The sequence below is a fragment of the Neolewinella marina genome (assembly GCF_002631205.1).
In the GTDB taxonomy this organism is placed as follows: domain Bacteria; phylum Bacteroidota; class Bacteroidia; order Chitinophagales; family Saprospiraceae; genus Neolewinella; species Neolewinella marina.
In genome coordinates, this window is record NZ_PDLO01000007.1 from 90,999 (window position 1) to 114,509 (window position 23,511).

At 61.2% G+C, this 23,511-nt stretch carries 19 protein-coding genes and 1 other RNA gene; 14 read left to right on the forward strand and 6 right to left on the reverse strand.

Translation table 11 applies throughout. The features are described from left to right. Positions 1-5: 5 nt before the first annotated feature. Positions 6-749, reverse strand: coding sequence for a DUF697 domain-containing protein (locus CGL56_RS14615; protein ID WP_099107315.1), 744 nt, complete (start codon positions 747-749; stop codon positions 6-8). A gap of 134 nt (positions 750-883) precedes the next feature. Here CGL56_RS14615 and CGL56_RS14620 point away from each other — a divergent pair, with 134 nt between their 5' ends. Beyond that, positions 884-1,177, forward strand: a complete 294-nt coding sequence (locus CGL56_RS14620) for a hypothetical protein (protein WP_099107316.1) — start codon at positions 884-886, stop codon at positions 1,175-1,177. 13 nt (positions 1,178-1,190) lie between these two features. Here CGL56_RS14620 and surE read toward each other — a convergent pair whose 3' ends face one another. Next, the gene (surE, locus tag CGL56_RS14625; protein WP_099107317.1) at positions 1,191-2,039 is read right to left on the reverse strand and encodes a 5'/3'-nucleotidase SurE; all 849 of its coding nucleotides are present in this window, start codon (positions 2,037-2,039) and stop codon (positions 1,191-1,193) included. Positions 2,040-2,113: 74 nt separating this feature from the next. On the opposite strand from surE, the gene CGL56_RS14630 reads away from it, so the two are divergent. Continuing rightward, positions 2,114-3,958 carry a tetratricopeptide repeat protein gene (locus CGL56_RS14630; protein WP_099107318.1) on the forward strand — a complete coding sequence of 615 codons (1,845 nt, stop codon included), beginning with the start codon at positions 2,114-2,116 and terminating at the stop codon, positions 3,956-3,958. Here the strand turns inward: CGL56_RS14630 and CGL56_RS14635 are convergent. Then, the gene (locus tag CGL56_RS14635; protein ID WP_099107319.1) at positions 3,947-4,834 is read right to left on the reverse strand and encodes a DMT family transporter; all 888 of its coding nucleotides are present in this window, start codon (positions 4,832-4,834) and stop codon (positions 3,947-3,949) included. The genes CGL56_RS14630 and CGL56_RS14635 overlap by 12 nt on opposite strands. Positions 4,835-4,861: 27 nt before the next feature. Further along, on the reverse strand, positions 4,862-5,392 hold the full coding sequence (locus CGL56_RS14640; protein WP_099107320.1) for a helix-turn-helix domain-containing protein: 531 nt from the start codon (positions 5,390-5,392) through the stop codon (positions 4,862-4,864). A 207-nt stretch (positions 5,393-5,599) separates the two neighbouring features. Between CGL56_RS14640 and CGL56_RS14645 the strand changes: the two genes are divergently transcribed. The 10 genes from CGL56_RS14645 to rdgB all read left to right on the forward strand — a co-directional run bounded on the left by CGL56_RS14645 (position 5,600) and on the right by rdgB (position 18,288). After that, on the forward strand, positions 5,600-6,139 hold the full coding sequence (locus CGL56_RS14645; protein WP_099107418.1) for an RNA polymerase sigma factor: 540 nt from the start codon (positions 5,600-5,602) through the stop codon (positions 6,137-6,139). 306 nt (positions 6,140-6,445) lie between these two features. Beyond that, positions 6,446-7,708: an NYN domain-containing protein gene (locus tag CGL56_RS14650; protein WP_099107321.1), complete on the forward strand. Its 1,263-nt coding sequence runs from the start codon at positions 6,446-6,448 to the stop codon at positions 7,706-7,708. A 99-nt stretch (positions 7,709-7,807) separates the two neighbouring features. Beyond that, positions 7,808-8,542 (forward strand): pyridoxine 5'-phosphate synthase, encoded by a 735-nt coding sequence (locus CGL56_RS14655; protein ID WP_099107322.1) that lies wholly within the window; start codon positions 7,808-7,810, stop codon positions 8,540-8,542. Positions 8,543-8,857: 315 nt separating this feature from the next. Further along, the gene (locus CGL56_RS14660; protein ID WP_099107323.1) at positions 8,858-12,025 is read left to right on the forward strand and encodes a SusC/RagA family TonB-linked outer membrane protein; all 3,168 of its coding nucleotides are present in this window, start codon (positions 8,858-8,860) and stop codon (positions 12,023-12,025) included. 44 nt (positions 12,026-12,069) lie between these two features. Next, positions 12,070-13,776 carry a SusD/RagB family nutrient-binding outer membrane lipoprotein gene (locus tag CGL56_RS14665; protein ID WP_167641702.1) on the forward strand — a complete coding sequence of 569 codons (1,707 nt, stop codon included), beginning with the start codon at positions 12,070-12,072 and terminating at the stop codon, positions 13,774-13,776. A gap of 71 nt (positions 13,777-13,847) precedes the next feature. After that, positions 13,848-14,834, forward strand: coding sequence for a hypothetical protein (locus CGL56_RS14670; protein ID WP_099107325.1), 987 nt, complete (start codon positions 13,848-13,850; stop codon positions 14,832-14,834). A 176-nt stretch (positions 14,835-15,010) separates the two neighbouring features. Beyond that, positions 15,011-16,729 (forward strand): GMC oxidoreductase, encoded by a 1,719-nt coding sequence (locus CGL56_RS14675; RefSeq protein ID WP_099107326.1) that lies wholly within the window; start codon positions 15,011-15,013, stop codon positions 16,727-16,729. Beyond that, on the forward strand, positions 16,729-17,457 hold the full coding sequence (locus CGL56_RS14680) for a gluconate 2-dehydrogenase subunit 3 family protein (protein ID WP_099107327.1): 729 nt from the start codon (positions 16,729-16,731) through the stop codon (positions 17,455-17,457). The genes CGL56_RS14675 and CGL56_RS14680 overlap by 1 nt, the downstream gene beginning before the upstream one ends. Before the next feature lie 68 nt (positions 17,458-17,525). Beyond that, positions 17,526-17,622: signal recognition particle sRNA small type (gene ffs / locus CGL56_RS14685), an RNA gene on the forward strand. 57 nt (positions 17,623-17,679) lie between these two features. Next, positions 17,680-18,288, forward strand: coding sequence for an RdgB/HAM1 family non-canonical purine NTP pyrophosphatase (gene rdgB, locus CGL56_RS14690; RefSeq protein WP_099107328.1), 609 nt, complete (start codon positions 17,680-17,682; stop codon positions 18,286-18,288). Here the strand turns inward: rdgB and CGL56_RS14695 are convergent. Further along, on the reverse strand, positions 18,251-19,894 hold the full coding sequence (locus CGL56_RS14695) for an amidase (RefSeq protein WP_099107329.1): 1,644 nt from the start codon (positions 19,892-19,894) through the stop codon (positions 18,251-18,253). The two genes, rdgB and CGL56_RS14695, sit on opposite strands and share 38 nt — an antisense overlap. Before the next feature lie 436 nt (positions 19,895-20,330). Between CGL56_RS14695 and CGL56_RS14700 the strand changes: the two genes are divergently transcribed. Then, complete coding sequence (locus CGL56_RS14700; RefSeq protein ID WP_167641701.1) at positions 20,331-20,999, forward strand: transposase; 669 nt, start codon at positions 20,331-20,333, stop codon at positions 20,997-20,999. 652 nt (positions 21,000-21,651) lie between these two features. On the opposite strand, the gene CGL56_RS14705 is transcribed toward CGL56_RS14700, so the two are convergent. Next, positions 21,652-22,065 (reverse strand): hypothetical protein, encoded by a 414-nt coding sequence (locus CGL56_RS14705; protein WP_099107331.1) that lies wholly within the window; start codon positions 22,063-22,065, stop codon positions 21,652-21,654. A 37-nt stretch (positions 22,066-22,102) separates the two neighbouring features. Between CGL56_RS14705 and CGL56_RS14710 the strand changes: the two genes are divergently transcribed. Then, positions 22,103-23,494, forward strand: a complete 1,392-nt coding sequence (locus CGL56_RS14710; protein WP_099107332.1) for a M28 family peptidase — start codon at positions 22,103-22,105, stop codon at positions 23,492-23,494. Positions 23,495-23,511: the final 17 nt, after the last annotated feature.

The window sequence follows — 23,511 nt, forward strand, 5'->3', positions numbered from 1 at the left end:
GCGGACTACCCGATGATGCGCTTTTTCATGGCCTGGAATTCGGCCTCGGTAATGATGTTCTGGTCCCGCATCTCGGCCAGCTCCCGGATCTTGCGGATGTTGTCCTCCGCCTCCTGGGGTTTCACCGGCTGGGGTGGGGCAGGGGCCACGGGGGCGCCGACGCCGGCCTGGGGCGGGGTAGGGGGATTGGGTGCCGGGGCGGGCGGCGGGGGCGGCACGATATCCTCGGCCTGTTCCTGTTTCCACTGGCGGGCGACGTCCTTGCCCTTTTCAAATTTCTCGTTGTACATCTTCTTCAGCCGGTCGGTGTCGAAGTCCAGGAAGGTTCCTCCCGAACCGAAGTGCTTGCGGAAGACCTCCCCGAGAGCGTAGGTACTGGCGCCGTTCAGTATAGCGGTGGTGACCCCACCGATGACGGTACCCACGCCGGGGATGAGCTTGATGAGGCTGCGGGCCCCGGCCTTGGTCATGGCACTGGTGGTGAGGGAGGTGACCAGGGCCTTGCCCTGGGTTTCGGCGAAGTCGATATTGTAGACGCGGCAGAGCTGGCGGATCATGTCGAGCTGCAGGGCCGACACGGCGAATACGTCGGCCACGGGCAGGGGGATGACGTAACTGGCCCCCATGCTCCAGATCACGTGATTGCGGATGATGGTGCCGGCGTGGGCGTCTTTATCGCTCTTCTGATCGGGGCTCATGATGGAATCTTTGAGGGTCTGTTTGGCGTAGTCGGATAGCTTCTTGCGCATGGTCGTTTAACACGTGATGAGAATCTAAGTTACGCTGGAATGCCCATAAGGGGCGGGGTGTTCGACGGGCGGCGGGCTGGGGGCGATGAACGGTTGCCGCCGTCGGGTCGTTACTGTGCAAAAGATTTCCGCCCATGGTTCCCCGCAATGACCACATCTGGATCGGCCTGGCCGTTTCCTTCGTCGTTTCCTTCGTCGCTTACGGGCTCTTTCTGCAGCTCGGCGAGTGGCTGACGGCCGGGGCCGGGCGGGAAATTACCTTTCGCCCCCGGACGCTGGCGCTGATGGCCATCTGCCTGAACGTGCTGCCCATGAACGTCTTCCGCCGCACCTACCGGACGCGGAGCCTCAAGGGGCTGGTCATCGGGGTGATGATCCTGGCCGCCGCCTGGTTCTTCTACTACGGTCGCGAACTGCTGAACGGCTGACGTTCGGTACCCCCTAGAATTGCTCCAGCTGCTGGGAAGTCTTGACGTCGCCCTCCCCGGCATCAGCCGTTTCCAGTCCGTGGGGTTGCAGGCTACCCTCAATGGTTTGCAGGCTGGTCAGGGCCCGGTGGTTCGTCAGGTCGTGGAGACTGGGCACCAGCGCCACGTAGCCATGCTCCAGGGCGTAGGCATCGGTGTCGGTCCGCTCGTCTTCGTTGACGAAGCGGCCGGTAAGCCAGTAGTAGGGGCGGCCCCGGGGATCTACGGAGCGGGTGTACTCCTCCACCCAGCGGGCTTCGGCCTGGCGGCACACCTTGAGGCCACGGATCTGGTCGGCGGGCAGGTCCGGAATATTCACGTTGAAGAGGCTGCCTTCGGCCATACCATTGGTGAGGACGAACTCGACCAGGTGGCGGACGTAGGGCAGGCAGGGGCTGAAGTCGGCGTCGGCCCGGTAGTTCAGGAAGCTGAACCCGATGCTGGGGATGCCTTCGAGGCTGGCTTCCATGGCCGCGGACAGGGTGCCGCTGTAGAGGATGTTGATTGCCGCATTGCTGCCGTGGTTGATACCCGACAGGCACAGGTCGGGGGTGCGGCCGTTCAGCAGGACGCTTTTGGCCAGCTTTACACAATCGACCGGCGTGCCGCTGCACTCGTAGGCTTCCACGTCTTCGCCGAGGGCGTCGCTTTCCCGCACGAATACCGGAACGCTGATGGTGATGGCGTGGCCCTGGGCCGACTGGGGGCTGTCGGGGGCTACGACCAGCACGTCGCCAAATTCTTTTGCTACGCTGACGAGGGCGGCGATACCGCCGGCGGTGATGCCGTCGTCGTTGGTTACCAGGATCAGGGGTCGGGACATAAGTTGGGGTTGTAGACGGTTCCAACGACCGGGGGGCGGCTTGGGTTGCCGCGGCGGGCGGCTATCTTCGCGGCATGCCGACTGAATTGCTCATCTGGTACCGCCGCCCGGTCTGGCAGGCCGCCCTCCTCTTCGTGTTCAGTTTCCTGCTCTACGCCAATACGCTGGGGCACGATTTCGCATTGGACGACGCCGTGGTCATCACCGACAATCGCCTGGTGCAGCGCGGTCTGGCCGGCTGGCCGGAGCTGTTCAGCCACGATACCTTTTACGGCTTTTTCGGCGAAGAAGACCGCGCGGCCCTGGTGGCCGGTGGTCGCTACCGTCCCCTCACCCCGGCCCTGTTTGCGCTGGAAGCGGAGGTGGCCGCAGGGCCCTTCCTGCACCACCTGCTGAACGTGATCTGGTACGGACTGCTCACCGTGGTGGTATTCGGGCTGTTCCGGGAGTTGTTCCGTGACCGCGAGCTGCCCTGGTGGCTGGTCTGGGCGGCGGCGGCCCTCTTTGCCGCCCACCCCATTCACACCGAGGCGGTGGCCAACATCAAGGGGCGCGACGAGATTCTGGTCCTGCTCGGAGCGGCCGGCAGTACCTGGGTAGTCCTGCGCCTGGCCCGAAGGGGCGGGGCAGGGCAGTGGGCGGCGGCAGCAGGGGCCGGGGTGCTGTTCTTTCTGGGTTGCCTGGCTAAGGAAAACGCCATCACCTTTCTGGCCGTCCTCCCGCTGTTGCTCTACCTCCGGGGGCGGGGGGGCTATCGCTACCTGATGCCGGTGGGCGCAGCGGCCGTGGGCTATCTGGCCCTGCGGTTCGCCGTCATCGGATTCGATCTCGGCGACCCGTCTCCGGAGTTGATGAACAACCCCTTCCTGCGGGAAGTGGACGGCCGCCTGGTCTCCCTCTCCATCGTGGAGCGGCTTCCCACGGTACTGTACACGGCCCTGGAGTACCTGCGGCTGCTGTTCTTTCCGGTGGGGCTGGTCCACGACTATTATCCGGCGGCCATTGAACTGAAAGGGTGGGTGGACCCCCTCGTATGGGTCAGTCTGCTGGGCCACGGCTTATTGCTGTTCTGGGCGTTACGGAACCTGCGTACGCGCCACGGACTGGTTGCCGCCGGGGTACTGATCTACCTGATCACCCTGTCGATCGTGAGCAACCTCCTGTTCAGCGTGGGTACCTTCATGAGTGAGCGATTCCTGTTCATGCCGTCGCTGGGCTTCGTGCTGGCGGTGGCCGCGGGTGCCGGGCAAATTCGTTTCGGCCGTTGGGCCCTGCCCGTAATAGTGGTAGTATGGTCGGTGCTCACCATTCTGCGCAACCCGGTGTGGCAAGACAACTATACCCTGTTCACCTCCGACCTGTCCCGGCAGCCCCGCAGCGCCAAACTGCTGAACGCCGCAGCTGGGGCTAAACTGGACCGCTACCAGGCACTGCCGGAAGAGCGGCGCCCCGCCGAAGCCAAACTGTTGCGTACGGCGGAAGAACACCTGGACCGGGCGTTGGAAATTCACCCCCGTTACGGCAACGCCTACCTGCTGCGGGGGAACGCCCGCCTGCTGGGGCTGCGCTACGACGACGCCATCGCCGATTACCACGCCGCCCGGCAGTGGGGGGTGGACGACGCGACGGTAGATCAGAACCTCGTAATTGCCCTCCAACGCGCCGGCCGCGCCGCCGGGGAGGAGCGCAACGACCTGGCGGCGGCCCTGGCCTACCTGCAGCAGGCCGAGCAGCTGGATCCACGCAACTACGAAACCCTGCGGCTGCTGGGCCTCGCTCACGGGATGAGTGGGCGGGTGGAAGCGGCGGCGGACTATTTCCAGCGGGCGCTGGAAATCCAGCCGGACAACGAAGGGGCCCGCCGCAACCTGGAGATCGCCCGGCAGCAATTGGCTGCCCGGCCCGGATCAGGTGAGTAGTGCCCGCCGCCGCAGCTGCCGCATGATGGCGGTGTAACCGAACACGGAAGTGACGATGAGCAGGGCGCCCCAGTAGAAGTTGGGACTGAGCTCCTGGGCGTCGTCGAGCAGGAAGTACGCCAGGAAGATGCCGTAGACGGGTTCGAGGTTGACGGTCAGGTTGGAGGCAAAGGCGGAGAGCTTGCTCAGGGAGCGCAGCGACAGGAAGAAGGTGAGGGTGGTGCAGAGCAGGGAGAGGACGAGCAGGTAGGCCCAGTCGAGGGGGGCGGGCCAGAAGTGATTTCCGCCGAAGGGGATCAGGAAGGGCGTCAGGAAGAGGGTAGCGGCCCCCAGTTCGATGAAGGTGATGCGCTGGGGGTTGCTGCTGCCGATGTACTTCTTGTTCAGGGAGGTAAAGATGGAAACCAGGGCCGCCGACAGCAGGCCAACGCCAATGCCGATGTTCATACCGGAATCCACCCCGTCGACCACCAGCCAGATGCCGGGCAGGATGAAAATACCCAGCAACAGCTCAAACCAGCGGAAGGGGCGCCCCACGATCAGGGGCTCCAGCAGGCTGGAGAACAGGGAGGTGGTGGCCATGCAGATGAGCGCGATACTGGCATTGGCGAGCTTGATGGCCCCGTAGAAGGTGACCCAGTGGAGGGCCACCACCACGCCGATGCCCGCGAGCAGGCCGAAACGGCGCCAACCCACCTCGCGGATCACGCGGTGGATGCGGACGAAAAAGACCAGACTGAGGGTGGTAAGCAACACCCGCCACCAGACGAGGGTGAGGGCCGAAAGCTGGATGAGGTCGCCGAGGATGGCCGTGAAGCCCCAGAGGAAAACGGCCAGGTGGAGCTCGACGTAAGCCCGCTCTTCGGTGTAAGCCATAGTGTCAGGGAGGTACTGTCAGCCTGTCTACTTCTCCTGACAGCCCAGGTCGGACAGCAGGTTTTCGTGCTCCTTCATGAGCTGTCGGCTCAGTTCGAGGAGTTGCAGGTAGTGGCCGGCGAAGAGCTCGGCTTCCTTGCAGGGTTTTTCCAGGGTCTCCCGCTTGTACCGGAACAGGTCGTAGGAGGAACTGATCAGGTGGTCGAGTTCCGCCTGCCGCTTGCGGTAGGCCTTGTAGCGTTCCAGTTGCTCGTCCTGCTCAGCGCGGCGTTTGCTGCGCGCCAGGGCCAGGGCACCGGAGTCGCTCAGGTCCAACCGGGTAAAGTCGCGGGTGGAGATGTCGAACAAATTGCTGATGCGCAGCAATTTACAGATACTGGGCTCCGCGCTACCACTCTCGTAGCTGGCGATGTTGCCGCGGTTCAGGCCAACCTTTTCGGCCAGCTCCGTCTGTGACCAACCCGCCCGCTTGCGCAGCAGGCGCAGGTTGGAGGCAATGAAATTGGGCAACTGAGCGTCCTCGGGGAGTGTCGTTAGAGCAGAGTCCTTGTTTTTCATTTTTCCGGTAAGTGGTACGCCTAGTTTACACTTTGGTGACGTTGATAGTTGCCGGGTGTCAAATTTTTTTACTGTCGATACGTTAAATACGGGCTTTTGGTACGAAATTTGCAGAATTTCCGGGAGTAACCGCCCGATAATATTTGCAAATCGCCTCCGGGAAGAGTAATTTTGTAAAAAAATTTGACAGGCACAACGATGAAGAAGATGACTGCGACCAAGCAACAACAAAAAGATATACAAGATTTACTGTCGACCATTACCAATAGCCTGCGTGCCTTCAGCCTGAAACTGACGGGCAATATGAACGACGCCGAAGACCTCTACCAGGATACCGCCCTGCGGATCATGACCAATGCGGAAAAGTATAACCCCGGCACCAACTTCAAGGCCTGGGCCGTCACCATCATGCGGAATATCTTTATCAATAACTACCGCAAGAAGGTGCGCCGCAACCTGATCATCGACCAGACTCCGAATAACTACTACATCAACAGCGGCAACAAGACCGTCCTGAATGATGGCGAGAGCGAGGTAACCTTCAATGAACTCCAGGAACTGGTAGACCGCCTGCCCGACGATTTCCGCGTTCCCTTCCTGATGGCCTACCAGGGCTACAAATACGACGAAATCGCCGAACAATTGGGCAGCCCCCTGGGTACCATCAAGTCCCGGATCTTCTTTGCCCGGAAGAAATTGCAGAAGATGTACGAAGAGATTATGCGGGAGCGCAGCAGCGTAGCATAATTTTTCGCGTTTCTTCGGTAATTATTGTATTTTTGCCACTAAGTGTGTGACACTGATGTTTACGTTGTGACCTGCACACCGCTTTTTTTTATACACTAAGAACGACTAAGATCCAGTAACTTTTGCTTTTGCTTCGTTGCACCCGGATAAAGGCCTTATGCCCCGTTCCCCGTGCAACAGTCTGAGGCGTAGGCGTCGGGCAATCGCCCGGCCGTACGCGTGCCCCTGCGCCCCGGTCTTTCCTTTACTGCGAACAGCTATAGAAGCATTGGTTACTTGGAGTTGGGTCCAAGACTGCCTACGTACATGCCCGACAGCATAGCCATATTCTGGGATTTTACCCAGCTGCACGAGACCCTGCTCACTGCGGCGAACAACGGTAATCCGTACCGCGTAACCCCAACCATAGACCAGCCGGAGGTGGTGGATATAAACTGCCTGCTGTCCTACGCCGACGAGGTAGGGCGGGTGGTCCTGAACCGCCTGTACGCCGACTGGCGCCCTTTCAGCAGTTACGCCGAGGTTCTCGGCGAGGCCCCCGTGGAACTCATCCAGTTGTTTCCCAACAATATGGGGCAGACCTCCGTCAGTCGCCAGTTGACGGCCGACGTGACCGCCCACCTGCAATCCGCCGATCGCGCCGATACCGTGGTCATTATTGGTGGTGGCAGCGAATACCGTCAGCTCCGGCAGATTGTCCGCGAACAGGGTGTAAAGCTGGTAGGTATCGGTGTCGAATCCGTTACCGATGCCTTCTGGATTGAAAGCTGCGACGACTTCAAGTTCTACGATCAGCTCGGCTGCGCCCGACTCTACACCGGCCCCCTGGACGATGTCAGCCTCGATTCCGAACGGGCCCGCGCCCTGCTCACCGCGGCCATGAGCCAGCTGGTGCGCTACTACGGCACCGAATGGATACAGCAGGTCCGCATCAAGCCGGCCATCATCCGCCAGGACCCCGACTTCGACGAGGGGCTCATCGGCTACGAGGCCTTCAGCCACTTCCTGCGCGACCAGTCTGACCTCCTCGAACGTCGCCACCGCGAAGGCGAGCAGGAGCCGGAATACCGCCTGATTGACGGACCTACGGAGGCGGCTTCCCCCGCCGACCGGGTGCGCAATTCCGAGCACCTGGCCACCTACTACCTGCGGGTAGCCGGCCAGCAGGGCATCCGGATGCCCGACCCCGTCATCATGTGGGAAGGCATCGACGTATACGCCAGCTTCCTGGCCGACAACATCACCTTCCACTCCTTCTCCGAGATCGACCAGGAATGTCTGCGCCTGCTGCGGGAAGATTTCCCCACCCTGTCCATGACCGAGGTCAAGAAGGTGCGGCAGGTGCTGTTCAAGTGCTTCCTTTTCCGCCCATCCGTGGACGATACCATCGGCTTCCACGAGGAGATTAAGGACTTGGCCGACATTGAGGACCGCTACTTTGAGCTTATGTTAGCCCGCATCGGCAACAACCTCGACGAGCCCCTGGACTACACCGCCCTGTCGCTGGCGCTTACGGGCAACCCCGACCAGGCCGACCGCCTGGAAGCCCTCGATACCGAGGAGGAATAGGGCAGGGGCGGCGGTGCGCGGGTGCCGGCCGAAGGCCCCGAACCCTCGCGAACTCCGGGGCGGGTGCTACTTTAGCGGATACCCTAAACCAACCTCCGTATGGTCCGACTATCCGTCAACCTCAATAAAGTAGCCCTCATCCGCAACAGCCGCGGGGCCAATTACCCCGACCTGCTCCGCGTAGCCGCCGACTGCGAACGCTTCGGCGCCCAGGGCATCACCATTCACCCCCGCCCCGACCAGCGCCACGCCCGCTACGACGACGTAGCGGCCCTCAAGGAAATCTTAACCACCGAGCTCAACGTGGAGGGGTATCCTTCCGAGCAATTTCTGCAGGTCGTCCTGGAGGCCCGCCCCCACCAGGTCACCCTCGTGCCCGATGAACCGGGGCAGTTGACCAGCGACCACGGCTGGGATACCGTAGGCCGCGCCGACGAACTTCGTGATATCATCACCCGCCTGCGGGAAGCAGGTATCCGCAGCTCGATTTTCGTGGACCCGGACCCCAAAATCCTGGAGGGTGCCGCCGCCATCGCAACCGATCGCGTAGAATTTTACACCGGCCCCTACGCCCACCATTACACCACCGACCGCGCCGCCGCCGTGGCCCCCTTTGCCGCCGCCAGCCGCCGCGCCGCCGCCCTGGGCCTCGGCATCAACGCCGGCCACGACCTCAACCTGGATAACCTGGCCTACTTCGTAGGTGAACTGCCTGATTTACAGGAGGTAAGTATTGGTCATGCCCTCATCAGTGACGCCCTCTACTACGGGCTTTCCAACACCATTCAGCTCTATCTGAGCCGCCTGCGCAAGGGCGGTGAGGCAGCCGAGTAGGGCGGAATTGTCATCTTGCCAAATAAAGGTTGGGTGGCGGGGTGGGGGAGCAAGAAATTAAATTAAAGGTTGTCTAGGCAGCGAAATAATTTAACTTTACGTTTATCCTAGCGGGAAAGTGTTCCCGACAGCGTAGGCCGATTCTGCATGACGTGCATGCCTTACTAGTATATAAAACCACCACCACCACCTACGTAATCCACCAGCAAGAAGAATAGACCTCACCCTCCGAATCAAAGCGGGCAACAGCCCCCTTGTGACTAACCATATTGTATAACCATTGAGACTAAGTAATCAACTAAAACTTCAACTAGCATGAGAAGACTTTCACTAGTGATTGCCTTCGTCTGTTTCGCCTTTGGCATAGCCATGGCGCAGCGGACGATCAGCGGTACTGTGACGGATAAATCCGGCCAGCCGCTGATTGGCGCTTCAATCCTGGTCAAGGGTACCACCTCGGGTACCGTGACCGACATCGACGGCAAGTTCGCCCTCGAGGTGCCGACCCCGGCCGAATTCCTGATCGTTAGCTACACCGGCTTTTCGACCCTGGAATACCCCGTGGACGGCATTTCCAGCGAGGTAACCATTGAACTCAGCGAGTCGGCCAGCCAGCTCAACGAGGTCGTCGTTACCGCCCTGGGTATCCGCAAGGAGAAAAAGGCCCTGGGATATTCGGTAGCCACCATCGGTTCCGGCCAGGTGGAGAACCGCGTCGAATCGGACGTGGGACGTATCCTTCGCGGTAAGGCCGCCGGTGTTGACATCACCCAGACTTCCGGTATCGCCGGTTCGGGTACCAATATCATCATCCGGGGCTACAGCTCGATCAACGGTACCAACCAGCCGCTGTTCGTAGTAGACGGGGTACCCTTCAACTCGAACACCAACTCCGACCTCGGCTCCCGCCAGGGTGGGGCGACGGCCTCCAGCCGCTTCCTTGACCTGGACCCCAACAACATCGCCGAGATCAACGTACTGAAGGGCCTTTCTGCTACCGTACTCTACGGTGAGCAGGGTGCCAACGGCGTTATCCTCGTAACGACCAAGAACGGTCAGGGAGGTGCCGAAGCCCAGAAAGGCTTCGAGGTGAGCGTAACCCAGGGCATTGCCCGTACGGAAGTAGCCAACCTGCCCGACTACCAGAACACCTACGGTAACGGTTTCTCGGGCAACTTCGGCTGGTTCTTCTCCAACTGGGGCCCCGCCTTTGACGTGCGTGGCCAGAACGGCATTGCCGAGGATGGCACCGTCGAGCACCCCCTCGATCAGGACCGCTACAACGAAGCCTTCCCCGAATACGATGGTGCGCGCTACGAGTACAAGCCCTACGACAACGTGACCGAGTTCTTCAACACCGGTACGGTGTACAACACCAGCGTAAGCGTAGACCGCAACTTCGGCAACGGCATCAGCTTCAACGCCAACTACAGCAACCTGGACGATACCGGCTTCACGCCCAACAACTTCTACAAGAAGCACAACGCTGGGGTAGGCGGTAAGGTAACCCTTGACAACGGCCTCCGGATCCAGACCAGCCTGAACATCGTCAGCAGCGACCGCCAGGCGCCCCCGGCTTCGTTCAACTACGGTTCGAACCCCTCCGGCGGTGACGCTTCCGTATTCGCCAACGTACTCTACACCCCCCGCTCGATCGACCTGATGGGCCTGCCCTACCAGAACCCCATCGACGGCACCCAGGTGTACTACCGCCGTGGATCGGCCATCCAGAACCCGCTCTGGGGTGTCAACAACATGTTTGACAAGGAGGTGGTCAACCGCTACTTCGGTAACGTGGGACTGCAGTACGACCTGACCGACTGGCTCACGGCCCAGTACCGGATCGGTGTTGACGCTTACACCCAGGAAAACCGCCGCGAGATCAACCGTGGAGGCAGCCAAATCCCCGACGGACAGCTGCTTACGACCAGCCGCCGCAACACCATCATCGACCACGTTTTCAACGTGAGCTTTGACACTGACCTGAGCGATGCTTTCAACCTGAGCGGTGTCGTAGGCTACAACGAACGGGTGGACAAGTTTGACCTTACCGGGGTGAACAGCACCAACCAGTTCATCTTCGACCTCTTTACCTCGGACAACTTCATCGAGCACAACGGCTTCCAGACGGTCCAGGATGAAGCTTACCGCGGCGTGTACGCCAGCTTAACTGCCGGCTTCAACCGCTACCTCTACCTGACCGCCCAGGCCCGTAACGACTGGAGCTCCACCCTGGAGGCCGACCAGCGTTCGATCCTTTACCCCTCGGTCAGCGTCAGCTTCGTGCCTACCGATGCCTTCGAAAGCCTGCAGGGCAGCCGGGTACTGAACTACCTGAAGCTGCGCGCCGGTTACGGCTCGTCCGCCCGCTTCCCCGATCCCTACACTACCCGCGCCATCCTGGGTTCTGCCACCAACGTCTCCCAGACCCCCGGCGGCAGACCGCTGAACATCAACACGGTAAGCAACCGCCTCGGCAACCGCCTGCTGGAGCCCGAACTGATCGGCGAACTTGAATTCGGTGTGGAAGGCCGCTTCTTCAACAACCGCGTCGGCATTGATGTCAGCCTTTACGACAAGCAGTCGAGCGACCTGCTCGTGGACCTGCCCCTCGATCCCGCCAGTGGTTACACGACCACCCAGATCAACGCCGCCGAGGTGTCCAACAAGGGCATTGAAGCCCAGCTGAACCTCGTACCCTTCAAGGGCGACTTTACCTGGGACGCTACCCTGAACTTTACGAGAAACAAGAACATCGTAGAGAGCCTCACCGACGGGGTAGAGGAGATCGCCTTCGCCGGCTTCTCCAACCTGGGCAACTTTGCCATCCCCGGCCAGCCCTTCGGCGTCATCCAGGGTATTCCCTACCAGCGCGGACCCAACGGCGGACTCTTGGTGAACAACTCCGGTTCCTACGAGCCCGGCAACTCCATCGACGTCATTGGTGATCCGAACCCGAACTACACCATGAACTGGCTCAACACGATCAGCTACAAAGGTCTGAGCTTCTTCTTCCAGTGGAGCTACACCGACGGCGGCGACATCTACTCCGTTACCACCGCTACCATGCTGGCCCGTGGCCTGACCACCGACACCGACTTTGACCGCTTCCTGCCCCTCATCCTTGAAGGCGAAGACAGCGAAGGCAACCCCAACAACATCCAGGGATACGCCGGCGACTACTTCTTCGATGCTTACTTCAACGCAGATGAAGGCTCCATTTTTGACGGCACCGTTGTTCGTTTGCGCGAGGTAGCCCTGAGCTACGCCCTGCCCGCCAGCCTGCTGGACCGTACTCCCTTCGGATCGATCAGCCTGCGGATTTCTGGTGAGAACCTGTTCTACAATGCCCCGAACTTCCCCGAAGGCGTCAACTTCGACCCCGAGGTGCTTTCGCTGGGCGTTGGTAACGGACGTGGCTTCGACTTCCTGACCGGCCCGACCGCCAAGAAGTACGGCGCCAACCTGACCCTCACCTTTTAATCACACCAAACGAAAACGAAAACAAGCAACTACATATGAACTTGTTGAAAAAATGTTTACTGGTAGTCTCAGTACTATCGGTCGCAGCCTGCGCCGATCTGGACGAGCTCCTGGTGAACCCCAATGGAGTGGCCCCCGATCAGGCCGACGCATCCTCCCTGTATAACAACATCCAACTGGCCTTCAACGACATCCAGAACGACCCCTACTTCTTTGCGGCCGGACTGGCCCGGATGGACGCCGAAACCGGAGGATTTACCTACACCGCTACCCACCAGCCGACGGAATTCGACGGCATGTGGGGTGATTTCTACGCCGAATTCCTGCCAGACGCCGATGCCTTTATCGCACTGGCCGAACCGCTGGGACAGAACGCCGCCGTGGCCTCGGTGAAGATCATGAAAGCCTATGGCTACATGCAATTCGCCGACCTCTTTGGCGACGTGCCCCTTACGGAAGCTGGACAGGGCAACGCCGAAACGCCAATCACCAATCCCAGCCGGACCCCCGGGGCGGAAGTGTACGCAGCGGCCAATGCTATGCTGGACGAAGCCATTGCCCAACTGGAAGGTGCTGATGACTTCACTGTAGCCTTCGATAATTTCTACGGTGGTAAAGCTGCCGACTGGCAGGCTCTGGCCCGTACCCTGAAGCTCCGCAATGCCGTGACCACCCGCCTCGTCGGTGGGGGAAGCGCCGTGCAGGGCATCGTCGACGCTGGCGACATCATCGACCAGAACAACGAAAACTTCGAATGGCACTACGGAGCCAACCGCAACAACCCGAACAACCGTCACCCCTTCTACAACGACAGCTACGAGGAAAACGACGGGGTGTACCAGTCCAACTGGTACATGTGGTTGATGGCCGAGTCCAAAGGATTCATCGATCCCCGGACCCGTTACTACTTCTTCCGCCAGGACAAGAACATCTTCCCCAGCGCTGTGCAGAGCGACCCGAACGCCTTCGACTGCATCTTCACCGCGGTGCCGAATCCCGATGTTATCCCGCCCTGGTACGAGGCCGTCAGTGAAGACATGCCTTACTGCCTGGGCAGCTACGACCTTGGCTACTTCGGTCGCGATCACCTGAACGGATCGGGTATTCCGCCAGACGGACAGTACCGGACGGTCTTCGGACTATACCCCGCCGGCGGACGTTACGACGACGGGCAGACCAACGAAGTGGTACAGAACGCCGGCACCGACGGTGCGCTCGGCGCGGGCATTGAGCCCATCTGGCAGGCTTCCTTCACTCACTTTATCCTCGCGGAAGCGGCCCTGACGGGCAACTACGATGCGGATGCCGGTGAGCTGCTTGAAAAGGCCATGAAACTCTCCTTCGACCGCGTAACTTCCTTCGAAAGCCTGGTTGACGGCAGTGAAGTCATCGCCACCGTTCCCGTGACCGTAACAATCGCCGATACCTACGCCGACGACGAATCCGTTGAGGAGTACATCGACTTCGTTATGGATGAGTACGAGAGCGCCGACGATACTGGTAAACTGGCCATCGTAGCCCGGGAGTACCTGATCGCCCTCTACGGCAACGGACTGGAAGCGTACAACCTGTACCGCCGGACCTGTCTGCCCATGGACGTTCAGCCCGCCATCGATCCCAACCCCGGTAGCTTCATTCGTTCGGCCCTGTACCCCTCGGTACACATCAACCGCAACCTGAACGCTACCCAGAAGGGATCCTTCACCGAGCCCGTCTTCTGGGACACCAACGATGCGAGCTGTAACTACTAGTCGCTACGCTAACCCAACTTAATCCGCTGCCTTCCCGGTTCAACCGGGCCGGGAAGGCTAAACCATAAAATATGTTCCATAAATCATCGCTTTTCCTGGCCCTGATCGCGCTTGTGATAGCCGGTTGTGCCGACCCGGAAAAGACCCCCATCGTGACCCAGGACACTCTGTTGTTCGGGGCCTTTCCCCGCCTGGTTGAGTTGCGTACCGGCGAGTTCGACCTGGCCAACCTGGCGTCTTCCTCCTACGAAATGGAAGTAGACTTCGTCGATAACGCCGGAGGAGAGGATATCGCCCAGTACAACATCTACGTCGCCTTTGACGACAACAGCACCTCGGGTGGCCGTCAGGATTTTTCTACTGAGTCCAAACTGTTCAAAACCTACGAGCCTTCCGACTTCCGTGCCGGCCCGAATGGCAATCTCGGCGTGGACGTGACGATCCCCTTCACCGAAGTAGCCAGCTTCGCGGGTGTGCCGATCGATTCCGTCCTCTCTGGCGACCGCTTTCAGGTGAGAACCGAGGTAGTCAAGGAAGATGGCCGGGTGTTCACTTCCGACAACTCCACCAGCGCCATCACCAGTGCTTTCGGCGGCATTTTCAATTTCAACATCAACGCTACCTGTCCGCTGCCGGACTCGAAGTTCTCGGGTGAGTACACCATCTCCTACGGTTACGTCTACGACGAGTTTGCCCTCTTCGGCGCACCCGTTCAGGCCCTGGGCAACCCGCCCCTGGACCGTACGGTGACCCTGACCCCGGTCAGTGGATCCACTACCCGCCGGACGTTTGCCGTGGGTGTGTACGTGGCTCCCGGCTACAACTTCAGTGGAGGCACCGTCACCCTGGACTTTGCCTGTAATGAAGTGCGTTCCACTGCCATCGACTCCGGTGCCGGTTGCGGTTCGGGCTCAATTGCCGCTACCCAGAAGGGCGTAGCCAAATTCAACCTGAACGACGACAGCAGCTTCACCATCGAGTACACCGACTTTGGTGCTACCGACGGCGGCTGTGGTGTTGCGGGACGTGATTTCAGCCTGGTCTTTACCAAGAAGTAATCCCGGACCCACCCGTCCCTGTAATGGGGCACCTCCCGCCCGGGGGTGCCCCATTTTTCATTTCCCACCCTACGGCGGTCGTAAAACCTTTCTCAAGCTGTCGGCCAAATGCCGGGGGCGGAGGCTGGGATTTCTGCAACCGGTGTCTATCTTACCCTTTCATTTAACCACGACCCGTGCAAATCAAGAAAAACGACAAGGAATACGACGTTGTCATCGTCGGTTCCGGAGCCGGGGGGGGCATGTCGGCCAAGATTCTCTCCGAAAACGGCCTCAAGGTGGCCGTCATTGAGGCCGGCCCCTACTTCGACCCCGCCGACAAAGACATGAAGACCCAGCTGCGGTGGCCCTGGGAAAGCCCGCGCCGCGGCGCTTCCACCACCCGGCCCTTCGGTGATTACAACGCCGCCTTCGGCGGCTGGGAACTGCCCAACGAACCCTACTCCACCGTGGGGGGCACCCGCTTCGAGTGGTTCCGCTCGCGGATGCTCGGCGGACGCACCAACCACTGGGGGCGCATCAGCCTCCGGTTCGGTCCCGACGACTTCCGCCGTAAGGACATCGACGGACTGGGCGCCAACTGGCCCATCACCTACGATGAGATCAAGCCTTACTACGACCGGGTCGACAAGCTGATTGGCGTAACCGGTACCAACGAAGGCCTCCACAACGACCCCGACGGCTACTTCCTGCCGCCGCCCAAGCCGCGACTCTCCGAATTGCTGTACACCAAGGCCGCCCGCGCCAATGGGGTGCCGGTGTACCCCTCCCGGATGTCGATGCTCACCAAAAAGCTGAACGAAGACCGTGGCGTCTGTTTCTACTGCGCCCAGTGTAGTCGCTCCTGCGCGGTATACGCCGACTTCAGCGCCGGCAGCTGTCTGATCTTCCCCGCCATCAAGCACGGCGGGCAGATCGACCTGCTGGTCAACTGCATGGCCCGCGAGGTGATCACCGACGACACCGGCAAGGCCACGGCCGTAAGCTACGTGAGCAAGGACGACCGCCGCGAGTACCAGGTGAAGGGCAAGGTTATCGTGCTGGCCGCCTCGGCCTGTGAAACCGCCCGCCTGCTGCTCAATTCCCGCATGAAGGGACAGGACAATGGCCTGGGCAACAGCAGCGGCACCGTCGGACGCTACCTCCACGACAGCACCGGCGCCGGCATTTCCGGCTTCATCCCCAGCCTGATGAACCGTACCCGCTACAACGAGGACGGCATGGGCGGTATGCACGTTTACTCTCCCTGGTGGGGCGACAACAAGAAGCTCGACTTCCCTCGCGGTTACCACATCGAGATGGGCGGTAGCATGGGCATGCCGATGTACGGCTTCGGCGGTGGCCACCAGGAAGTCCAGAAACTCCTCAACTACAAGGTGGGCGGCTACGGCAACCCCCTGCTCAAGGAGATGAAGGAAGTCTACGGTGCCTTCTTCTACATGGCCGGTCGCGGTGAATCCGTGGCCCTCTACGACAACTACTGTGAGATCGACCCCAACGGGGTGGACGAATGGGGTATTCCCACCCTGCGCTTCCACTACAAGTGGACCGACCACGAGCGGCTGCAGGCCAAGCACATGCAGGAAACCTTCCGGTCCATCATGACCGACATGGGAGGTACGGTCATGACCCCCGAGAAAACCTACGAGGAAGACTACGGCCTGCTGGCTCCGGGAGCCATCATCCACGAGGTGGGCACCACCCGGATGGGTGACGACCCCAGCGACAGCGTCACCAACAAGTACGGACGCCTGCACGACGTGCCCAACGTCTACGTCAACGACGCGGGAACCTTCGCTTCCCAGGCCGACAAGAACCCAACCTGGACCATCCTGGCACTGGCCATGCGCAACAGCGAGCACATCGTGTCCGAACTCAAAAAAATGAATATCTGATGGATCGCCGCAAGACACTCAAAACGCTGATCGGAGGTGCGGTTGGCACCGCCATTTTCACCCAAACGGGTTGCCGGAATGACGACGTGGCCCCGGCCTCAGCCGTCGAGCCGGAAACCAAGGGTTACGGACTGCGTACCGCCTGGGAATCCGAGCGGGAGGAGCTGCTGCGCCAGCAGCGCTTCTTCAGCGACTTCGAACTGGAAACGATCGGGGTACTGGCCGACATCATCGTGCCCGCCGCCGAAGATCACCCCAAGGCTACGGATACCGGCGTGGTGGACTTCATCGAGTTCATGGCCCTGGACCAGCCCCACGTTCACCAGACCCGCATGCGGGGTGGCCTGGCCTGGCTCAACGCCGAAAGCAGCCAGCGCTACGACGGCAAGGCCTTCATCGAGGCTACCCCCGACGAGCAGATCGCCCTCGTGGACGAGATCGCCTACCCGGAAGTCATCGAGGACAACCCCCTCCACCCCCTGGCTCCCGGCGTGAAGTTCTTTGATCATATGCGCTTCATGGTCATCACCGGTTTCTTCACCAGCAAGGAGGGGATCGAGTACCTCGGTTACATGGGCAACCAGCCCAACGTATGGGACGGCGTCCCCCAGGAAGTGCTCGACAAGCACGGACTCGCCTACGACGAGGAACTGCTCCCGAAGTACGTCGACCAGTCGCGGCGCACCATCACCGCTGAGTGGGACGATGACGGTAACCTGATCAGCTGACGCTAAATCATTTGACTAAAAGGTGCTTCGGGAGTTGTTTTTTACAATGCTCCGAACGTACCTTTGTGGCTTGGGCGGCACACGGTCAGCTCCTTCTGAATCCCCCCAGGGCAGAAATGCAGCAAGGGTAGGAGGTTGAGCGACTGGTGTGCTTGCCCATTTTTTTTGCCCTTTTGGCAAATTCCCAGCACCTGCGCCCCGCCGCAACGTTGATGTTGTCCTATGAAGCAGCAACTCGTTTTCGCTACCAACAACCCCCACAAGATCGCCGAGGTCAAACGCCAACTCGGCGACCGCTACACCTTCCTGAGCCTACAGGAGATCGGCTGTACCGAAGAAATCCCCGAAACCGCCGACACCCTGGAGGGCAACGCCCGGCTGAAGGCCCGCCACGTGAAGGACGGCTACGGCTACGATTGTTTCAGTGAGGATACCGGCCTGGAAGTACTGGCCCTCGGTCACGCCCCCGGCGTCGATACCGCCCACTACGCCGGCCCCGAGCGCAGCGCCACCGCCAACAATCAGAAGCTACTCTCCCAGCTGGCCGACCGCAAGGACCGCCTGGCCCGCTTCCGCACCGTCATCTGCCTGCTGGTAGGGGGGGAGGAGCACCTCTTTGAGGGGCAGTGTGAAGGGCGGATTGCTACGGCACCCATTGGCCACGACGGCTTCGGTTACGACCCGGTATTCGTCCCCCTGGAGGGCGACGGCCGCAGTTTTGCCCAGATGACGCAGGACGAAAAACTGCGCTTCAGCCACCGCGCCCGCGCCATGGCCAAGCTTGAGGACTACCTCAAAAAGCGGCAGGGTGCAACTCATCCCACCGCGTAACCTGCTGGTAGGCCCGGCCTACGTTGATCAGATCCTGTTCGTGGAATAACCGTCCGGTGAAGGTGATGCTCGTCGGCGTCCCCTCGTGCATGCCGTTGGGGACCGTCAGCGAGGGGTGGCCGGTCATATTGGTGATGAACAGGCTACTGGAATTCCAGCTGGGGTTGACGTAGACGTCGATGTCGTGCTCAGCAAACAGGCGGTCCATCTGCTCCATCAGTTCCCGACGCAGCCGGTTGGCCTGTACGTAGGCCACGGCGGGTACGAAGTGGGCGGTGCGGAAGCTATTGGGCCAGGCGTTGCGGACCTGGCGGGTAAGCAGGTCATCCTGTCCGCTACGGGTGAGGGATTCGAAGGCGGCGGCCGCCTCCACGTTGAGGATGAAGCCGATTTCCGGCGCGTTCGGCAATTCGATCTCTACCAGTTCGTAGCCCAGGGCGCGGAGTTCGGTGAGGGCCACCGAATCGTTGGCGGCGAAATTGTAATCCCCGTCGAAGCTCCCCTTCAGGTAGCCGATCCGTTTCCGGCTGCTGCTGTTTTCGGGCAATTCAAACCGGAAGCCGGCCGGGATAGCGTGGGCGTCGCGGGGGTCGTAATGGGCGATGGCGGCCAGTACCAGTCCGGCATCGGTAGCCGAGCGGGTGATGGGGCCGATCTTGTCCATCGACCAGCTCAGGGCCATGGCGCCGTGGCGGGACACGCGCCCGAAAGTGGGCCGCAGGCCGGTGGTACCGCAGACCGTGCTGGGGCTCACGATGCTGCCCAGGGTTTCGGTCCCGATGGCGAAGGGCAGTAGTCCGGCGGCTACCGCACTGGCCGATCCGGCGGAGGAGCCGCTGCTGCCTTCCTCCACCTTCCAGGGGTTACGGGTTTTTTCTCCGAACCAGACATCGCCCCAGGCCAGGGCGCCCATGCTCAGTTTGGCGCAGAGCACGGCTCCGGCGGCGTCGAGCTGCTGGATCACGGCGGCGTCCTCCTCGATCGTCTGACCTTCATAGGGCTTGGCTCCCCAGGTGGTCCGGTAGCCGCGGGCGGCCAGCAGGTCCTTGGCCCCGTAGGGAATGCCGTGGAGGTAGCCGCGGTAGTTGCCGGCGGCCAGTTCGGCGTCCATTTCGTCGGCCTTGGCCAGCGCGCGTTCCTCGGTGAGGGTGATGACGCAATGCAGCTCGGGATCGTGCTCCTTCAGCCGTTGGAGGAAGAACTCGGTAAGCTGGCGGCTGGTGATCTTGCGGGTGTAGATCATGGTGGCCAGCTGCTCAACGGTGGCCCACTCCAGGGCGATTTCCGGCTGTTCGACCACCAGCATTTCGGGCGGGGTCGCAGGTGCCGTAACGGTGGTGTCCGCCGGTAGCTGATCCGGGCGGAGTACGGGATTGAACACGAGGGCGGGGGAGAGCGCATTCGGAATATCGGTCCTGGCGATGCTGTCGAAGGAAGCGAGGTTCTCCTCCAGGTCGGGCAGCATCATTTCGATCTCGGCGTCGTTCAGAAAGTCGATGCCCAGCACGGCGGCCGCAGCCTTCACCTGGTCGGCGGATATGGCGGCGACGGTGGCCGCCGTGGCGGTCAACAGCAGGAGGGCGAGGGGGAAGAGGTAGCGCTTCATATGGTTCGGGGTAAGTAGGGAGTAAGGTAAGCGGTAATCGGATTTTGCCGCTCCTGTCCGCGGCGTAGATGCGCGTTTTGTCGGGCCGTCGGGCCTGTGGCCCGGCGTGAAACCTTGCTGTCTGCCTTTAACCTTGACAGCCCCTGCCAGTTTTTTTTACCTGCCTCCCTTTCCCCGGCCGGCGCACAGCGCCGACTACCCGGGCCGTCGGGCCTGCGGCCCGGCGTGAAGTCCTGTCGCGTGGCTCACCCTTCAGTAGCCCCTGCCAGTTGTTTTACCTGCTTCTCATTCCCGGCCGGTGCACAGCGCCGACTACCCGGGCCGTCGGGCCTATGGCCCGGCATGAAGACTTTCCGCTCGGCTTACTCTTCGACCAACTGCCAGTCATTTGGAAAAATCAAACAAATAGTTTAGATTAATGATAAATGCGCTTGCTATGCCTAATTGGTTACCCCACGATTGCCTCGAGTTCGATCCGATACACGTCACTTACCGTTTAGCGGGAAGCATCCCGCAGGGGAGGGTAGAAGAATTGGTTAGTTGGCGACGAAGTAAGCTTGAGGCACTGGAAGCCGAATTGATCGATCTGCCACCCGCCGCGCGCTCGTCAGTTTTTCGTGACCGGCAGAATTTGATAGATGCCAAGTACGAACGCCAACTGGATCTTGCCCTGCACGAAACAAGCCACGGACCTTTTTATCTGCTGGATGGCTGCGTTGCCCGGGCTGTTTTGGAGTCTTGGAAATATCTGGCGGCTGCGGGAGACGTCTTTGTCTACGCCGTTTGCGTCATGGGAAACCACGTTCACGCAGTGATTCGCGCACATCGGATCGCTGCCGATGCCATGGACCTTGGCCGGCTCATGTGCCGTCATAAAAGTCATACTGCCCGGTTGGCAAACCAGTTACTCGGGCGTACCGGCAACCCTTTTTGGGAAGCCGATTTCTTTGATCGACGAATCAGGGATGGAAAGTTCATGCGTGTAATGTGGTATGTCTTGCAGAACCCCGTAGCAGCGGGCCTGGTAGCGGACTGGGAAGATTGGTCTCACACCTTCGTGCATCCGCAGCTATTGGAAATGTTTACGGGTAGGCTTCCCAGGTAAAGACCATCGTAGCCACTACCCGGGCCATTCGGGCCGTCGGGCCTGTGGCCCGGCGTGAAGTCCTGTCATGTGGCTCACCCGTCAGCAGCTGCTGCCAATTTCATCTCCCTGCTTCCCTTTCCCCGGCCGGCGCATAGCGCCGACTACCCGGGCCGTCGGGCCTGCGGCCCGGCGTGAAGTCCTGTCGCGTGGCTCACCCCTCAGCAGCTGCCGCCAATTTCATTTCTCTGCCTCCTTTTCCCCGGCCGGCGCACAGCGCCGACTACCTAGGTGATTTGGGCCGGTGGCCCGGCGTGAAGTTCTGTCGCGTGGCTCACCCCTCAGCAGCTGCTGCCAATTTCGTCTACCTGCCTCCTTTTCCCCGGCTGGCGCACAGCGCCGACTACCCGGGTGATTCGGGCCGTCGGGCCTGTGGCCCGGCGTGAAGTCCTGTCACGTGGCTCACCCCTCAGCAGCCCTGTCAATTTCTGTTATCTGCGTCCCTTTCCTCGGCTGGCGCACAGCGCCGACTACCCGGGTGATTCGGGCTGTCGGGCCTGTGGCCCGGCGTGAAGTCCTGTCGCGTGGCTCACCCCTCAGCAGCCCTGTCAGTTCCTTCCACCTGCCTCCCTTTCCCCGGCCGGCGCATAGCGCCGACTACCCGGGCTGTTGACTACCCAAAAACGGTATACGCTAGGTGAAAACCGGCCGCCTGCACCACCCAGATCAGGGCGTAAAGTCCCAGGTAGGCCCAGCCGCCCCGCCAGCCCAGCAGGGGAACCGCCAGCAGGCATACGGCCAGCCGGAGGCAGGCGTACTGCAGGCTCTGGCTCAGGTGCCAGGCGTCGGTGGTGGCGACGAAGAGGGTAGTGGAGCCGGGGAAATCCTCCCGCAGCGGCCGCAGCGGCTCGCCGGCGGCGTCGCGGGCGTACTTGGCTTTCCACGATTCTTCCGGGTTCCAGAAGGCCTCATTCCCCCAGTCGGCGAAGGGGGAGTCGGCGTAGTGGAACTGCAGGCTATCGCCCACCCCCTTCAGTGCGTGGGCGGCGAAGAGCAACAGCAGCACGACGGCGAGGCGGTATCTCATGGGGTAGCTATCTTGACGGCCCCTCAAGTTAAAACCAATGCGCAACTACCTGTTTTCCCTTCTTCTGCTGCCCGCCGCCTACGCCGGGGCCCAGTCCGCCGCCACGGTCACTCCGCCGCCGGCTACCGACCCGCGGATGTACGATATTGCCAACGCTCCCGACCCCGCCCGCATCGAAAGCGACGTCACCACCCTGGTGAACTTCGGTACCCGCCACACCCTCAGCGATACCACCAGCGATACCCGCGGCATCGGCGCCGCCCGCCGGTGGATCTACGACGAGTTCCAGCGCATCAGCGCCGCCTGCGGCGGCTGCCTGGAGGTGATGTACCAGCGCAACCTCGTAGAGGGCGACCCCGAGAGCCGGATCAAGGAAGACACCTGGGTGGTCAACGTCATCGCCGTGCAGCGCGGCACCCGCGACCCCAACCGCTTCATTATGATGAGCGGCGACATCGACAGCCGCGTCAGCGACCCCCTCGACGGGAACAGCGACAGCCCCGGAGCCAACGACAACGCCAGCGGCATGGCCGGTGCCCTGGAGGCCGCCCGGGTACTGACGCAGTATGAGTTTCCGGGATCCATCCTCTACGTAGGGCTGAGCGGAGAAGAGCAGGGCCTCTTCGGCGGCAAGGGCATGGCCGAGTGGGTGAAGGAAAAGGGCTGGAACCTGATGGGCACCCTGAACAACGACATGATCGGCAACATCACCGGCGTCGACGGGGTCACCGACAACACCAGCTTCCGCATCTTCTCCGAACCCTACTACCCGGACGACGTCAACGACGAACGCAAGAACATCTACCGCCGCTTCTTCGGCGGGGAAGTCGACGGCCCCAGCCGCCAGCTGGCCCGCTACATCGACGCCCAGACGCGGCAGTACACCACCAACCTCGAACCCATGATGGTCTACCGCCTCGACCGCTTCGGCCGCGGCGGCCACCACCGGCCCTTCAACGACGCGGGCATCCCCGGCGTCCGCATCATGGAAACCCACGAGAACTACACCCAGCAGCACCAGGACCTGCGTACCGAAGACGGCATCGAATACGGCGACCGGCTCGAGCACGTCAACTTCCCCTACGCCGCCAAGCTCACCGGGGTGAACGCCATCTCCCTGGCCGGACTGGCCGCCGCGCCCCCGCCGCCGCCCCTGGTCATGATCGGTGGAGCCGTAGAGCCCAGCACCCGCCTGCGCTGGGAGAAGCCCGAAACCAATACGCCCATCGCGGGCTATTACGTCCACTGGCGACTGACCACCTCCCCCCGCTGGGAGCATAAGGTCTTCGTGCCGGCCGGCCAGCTCGACCACACCCTGGAGAATATTGTGGTGGATAATTACTTCTTCGGGGTGTCCACGGTGGGGGAAGACGGTAATGAAAGCGTGGTGGTGTTTCCTTCTACGCTGATTCCTCGGGGGACGCGGTGATCGGGGCGTTTTTCGGG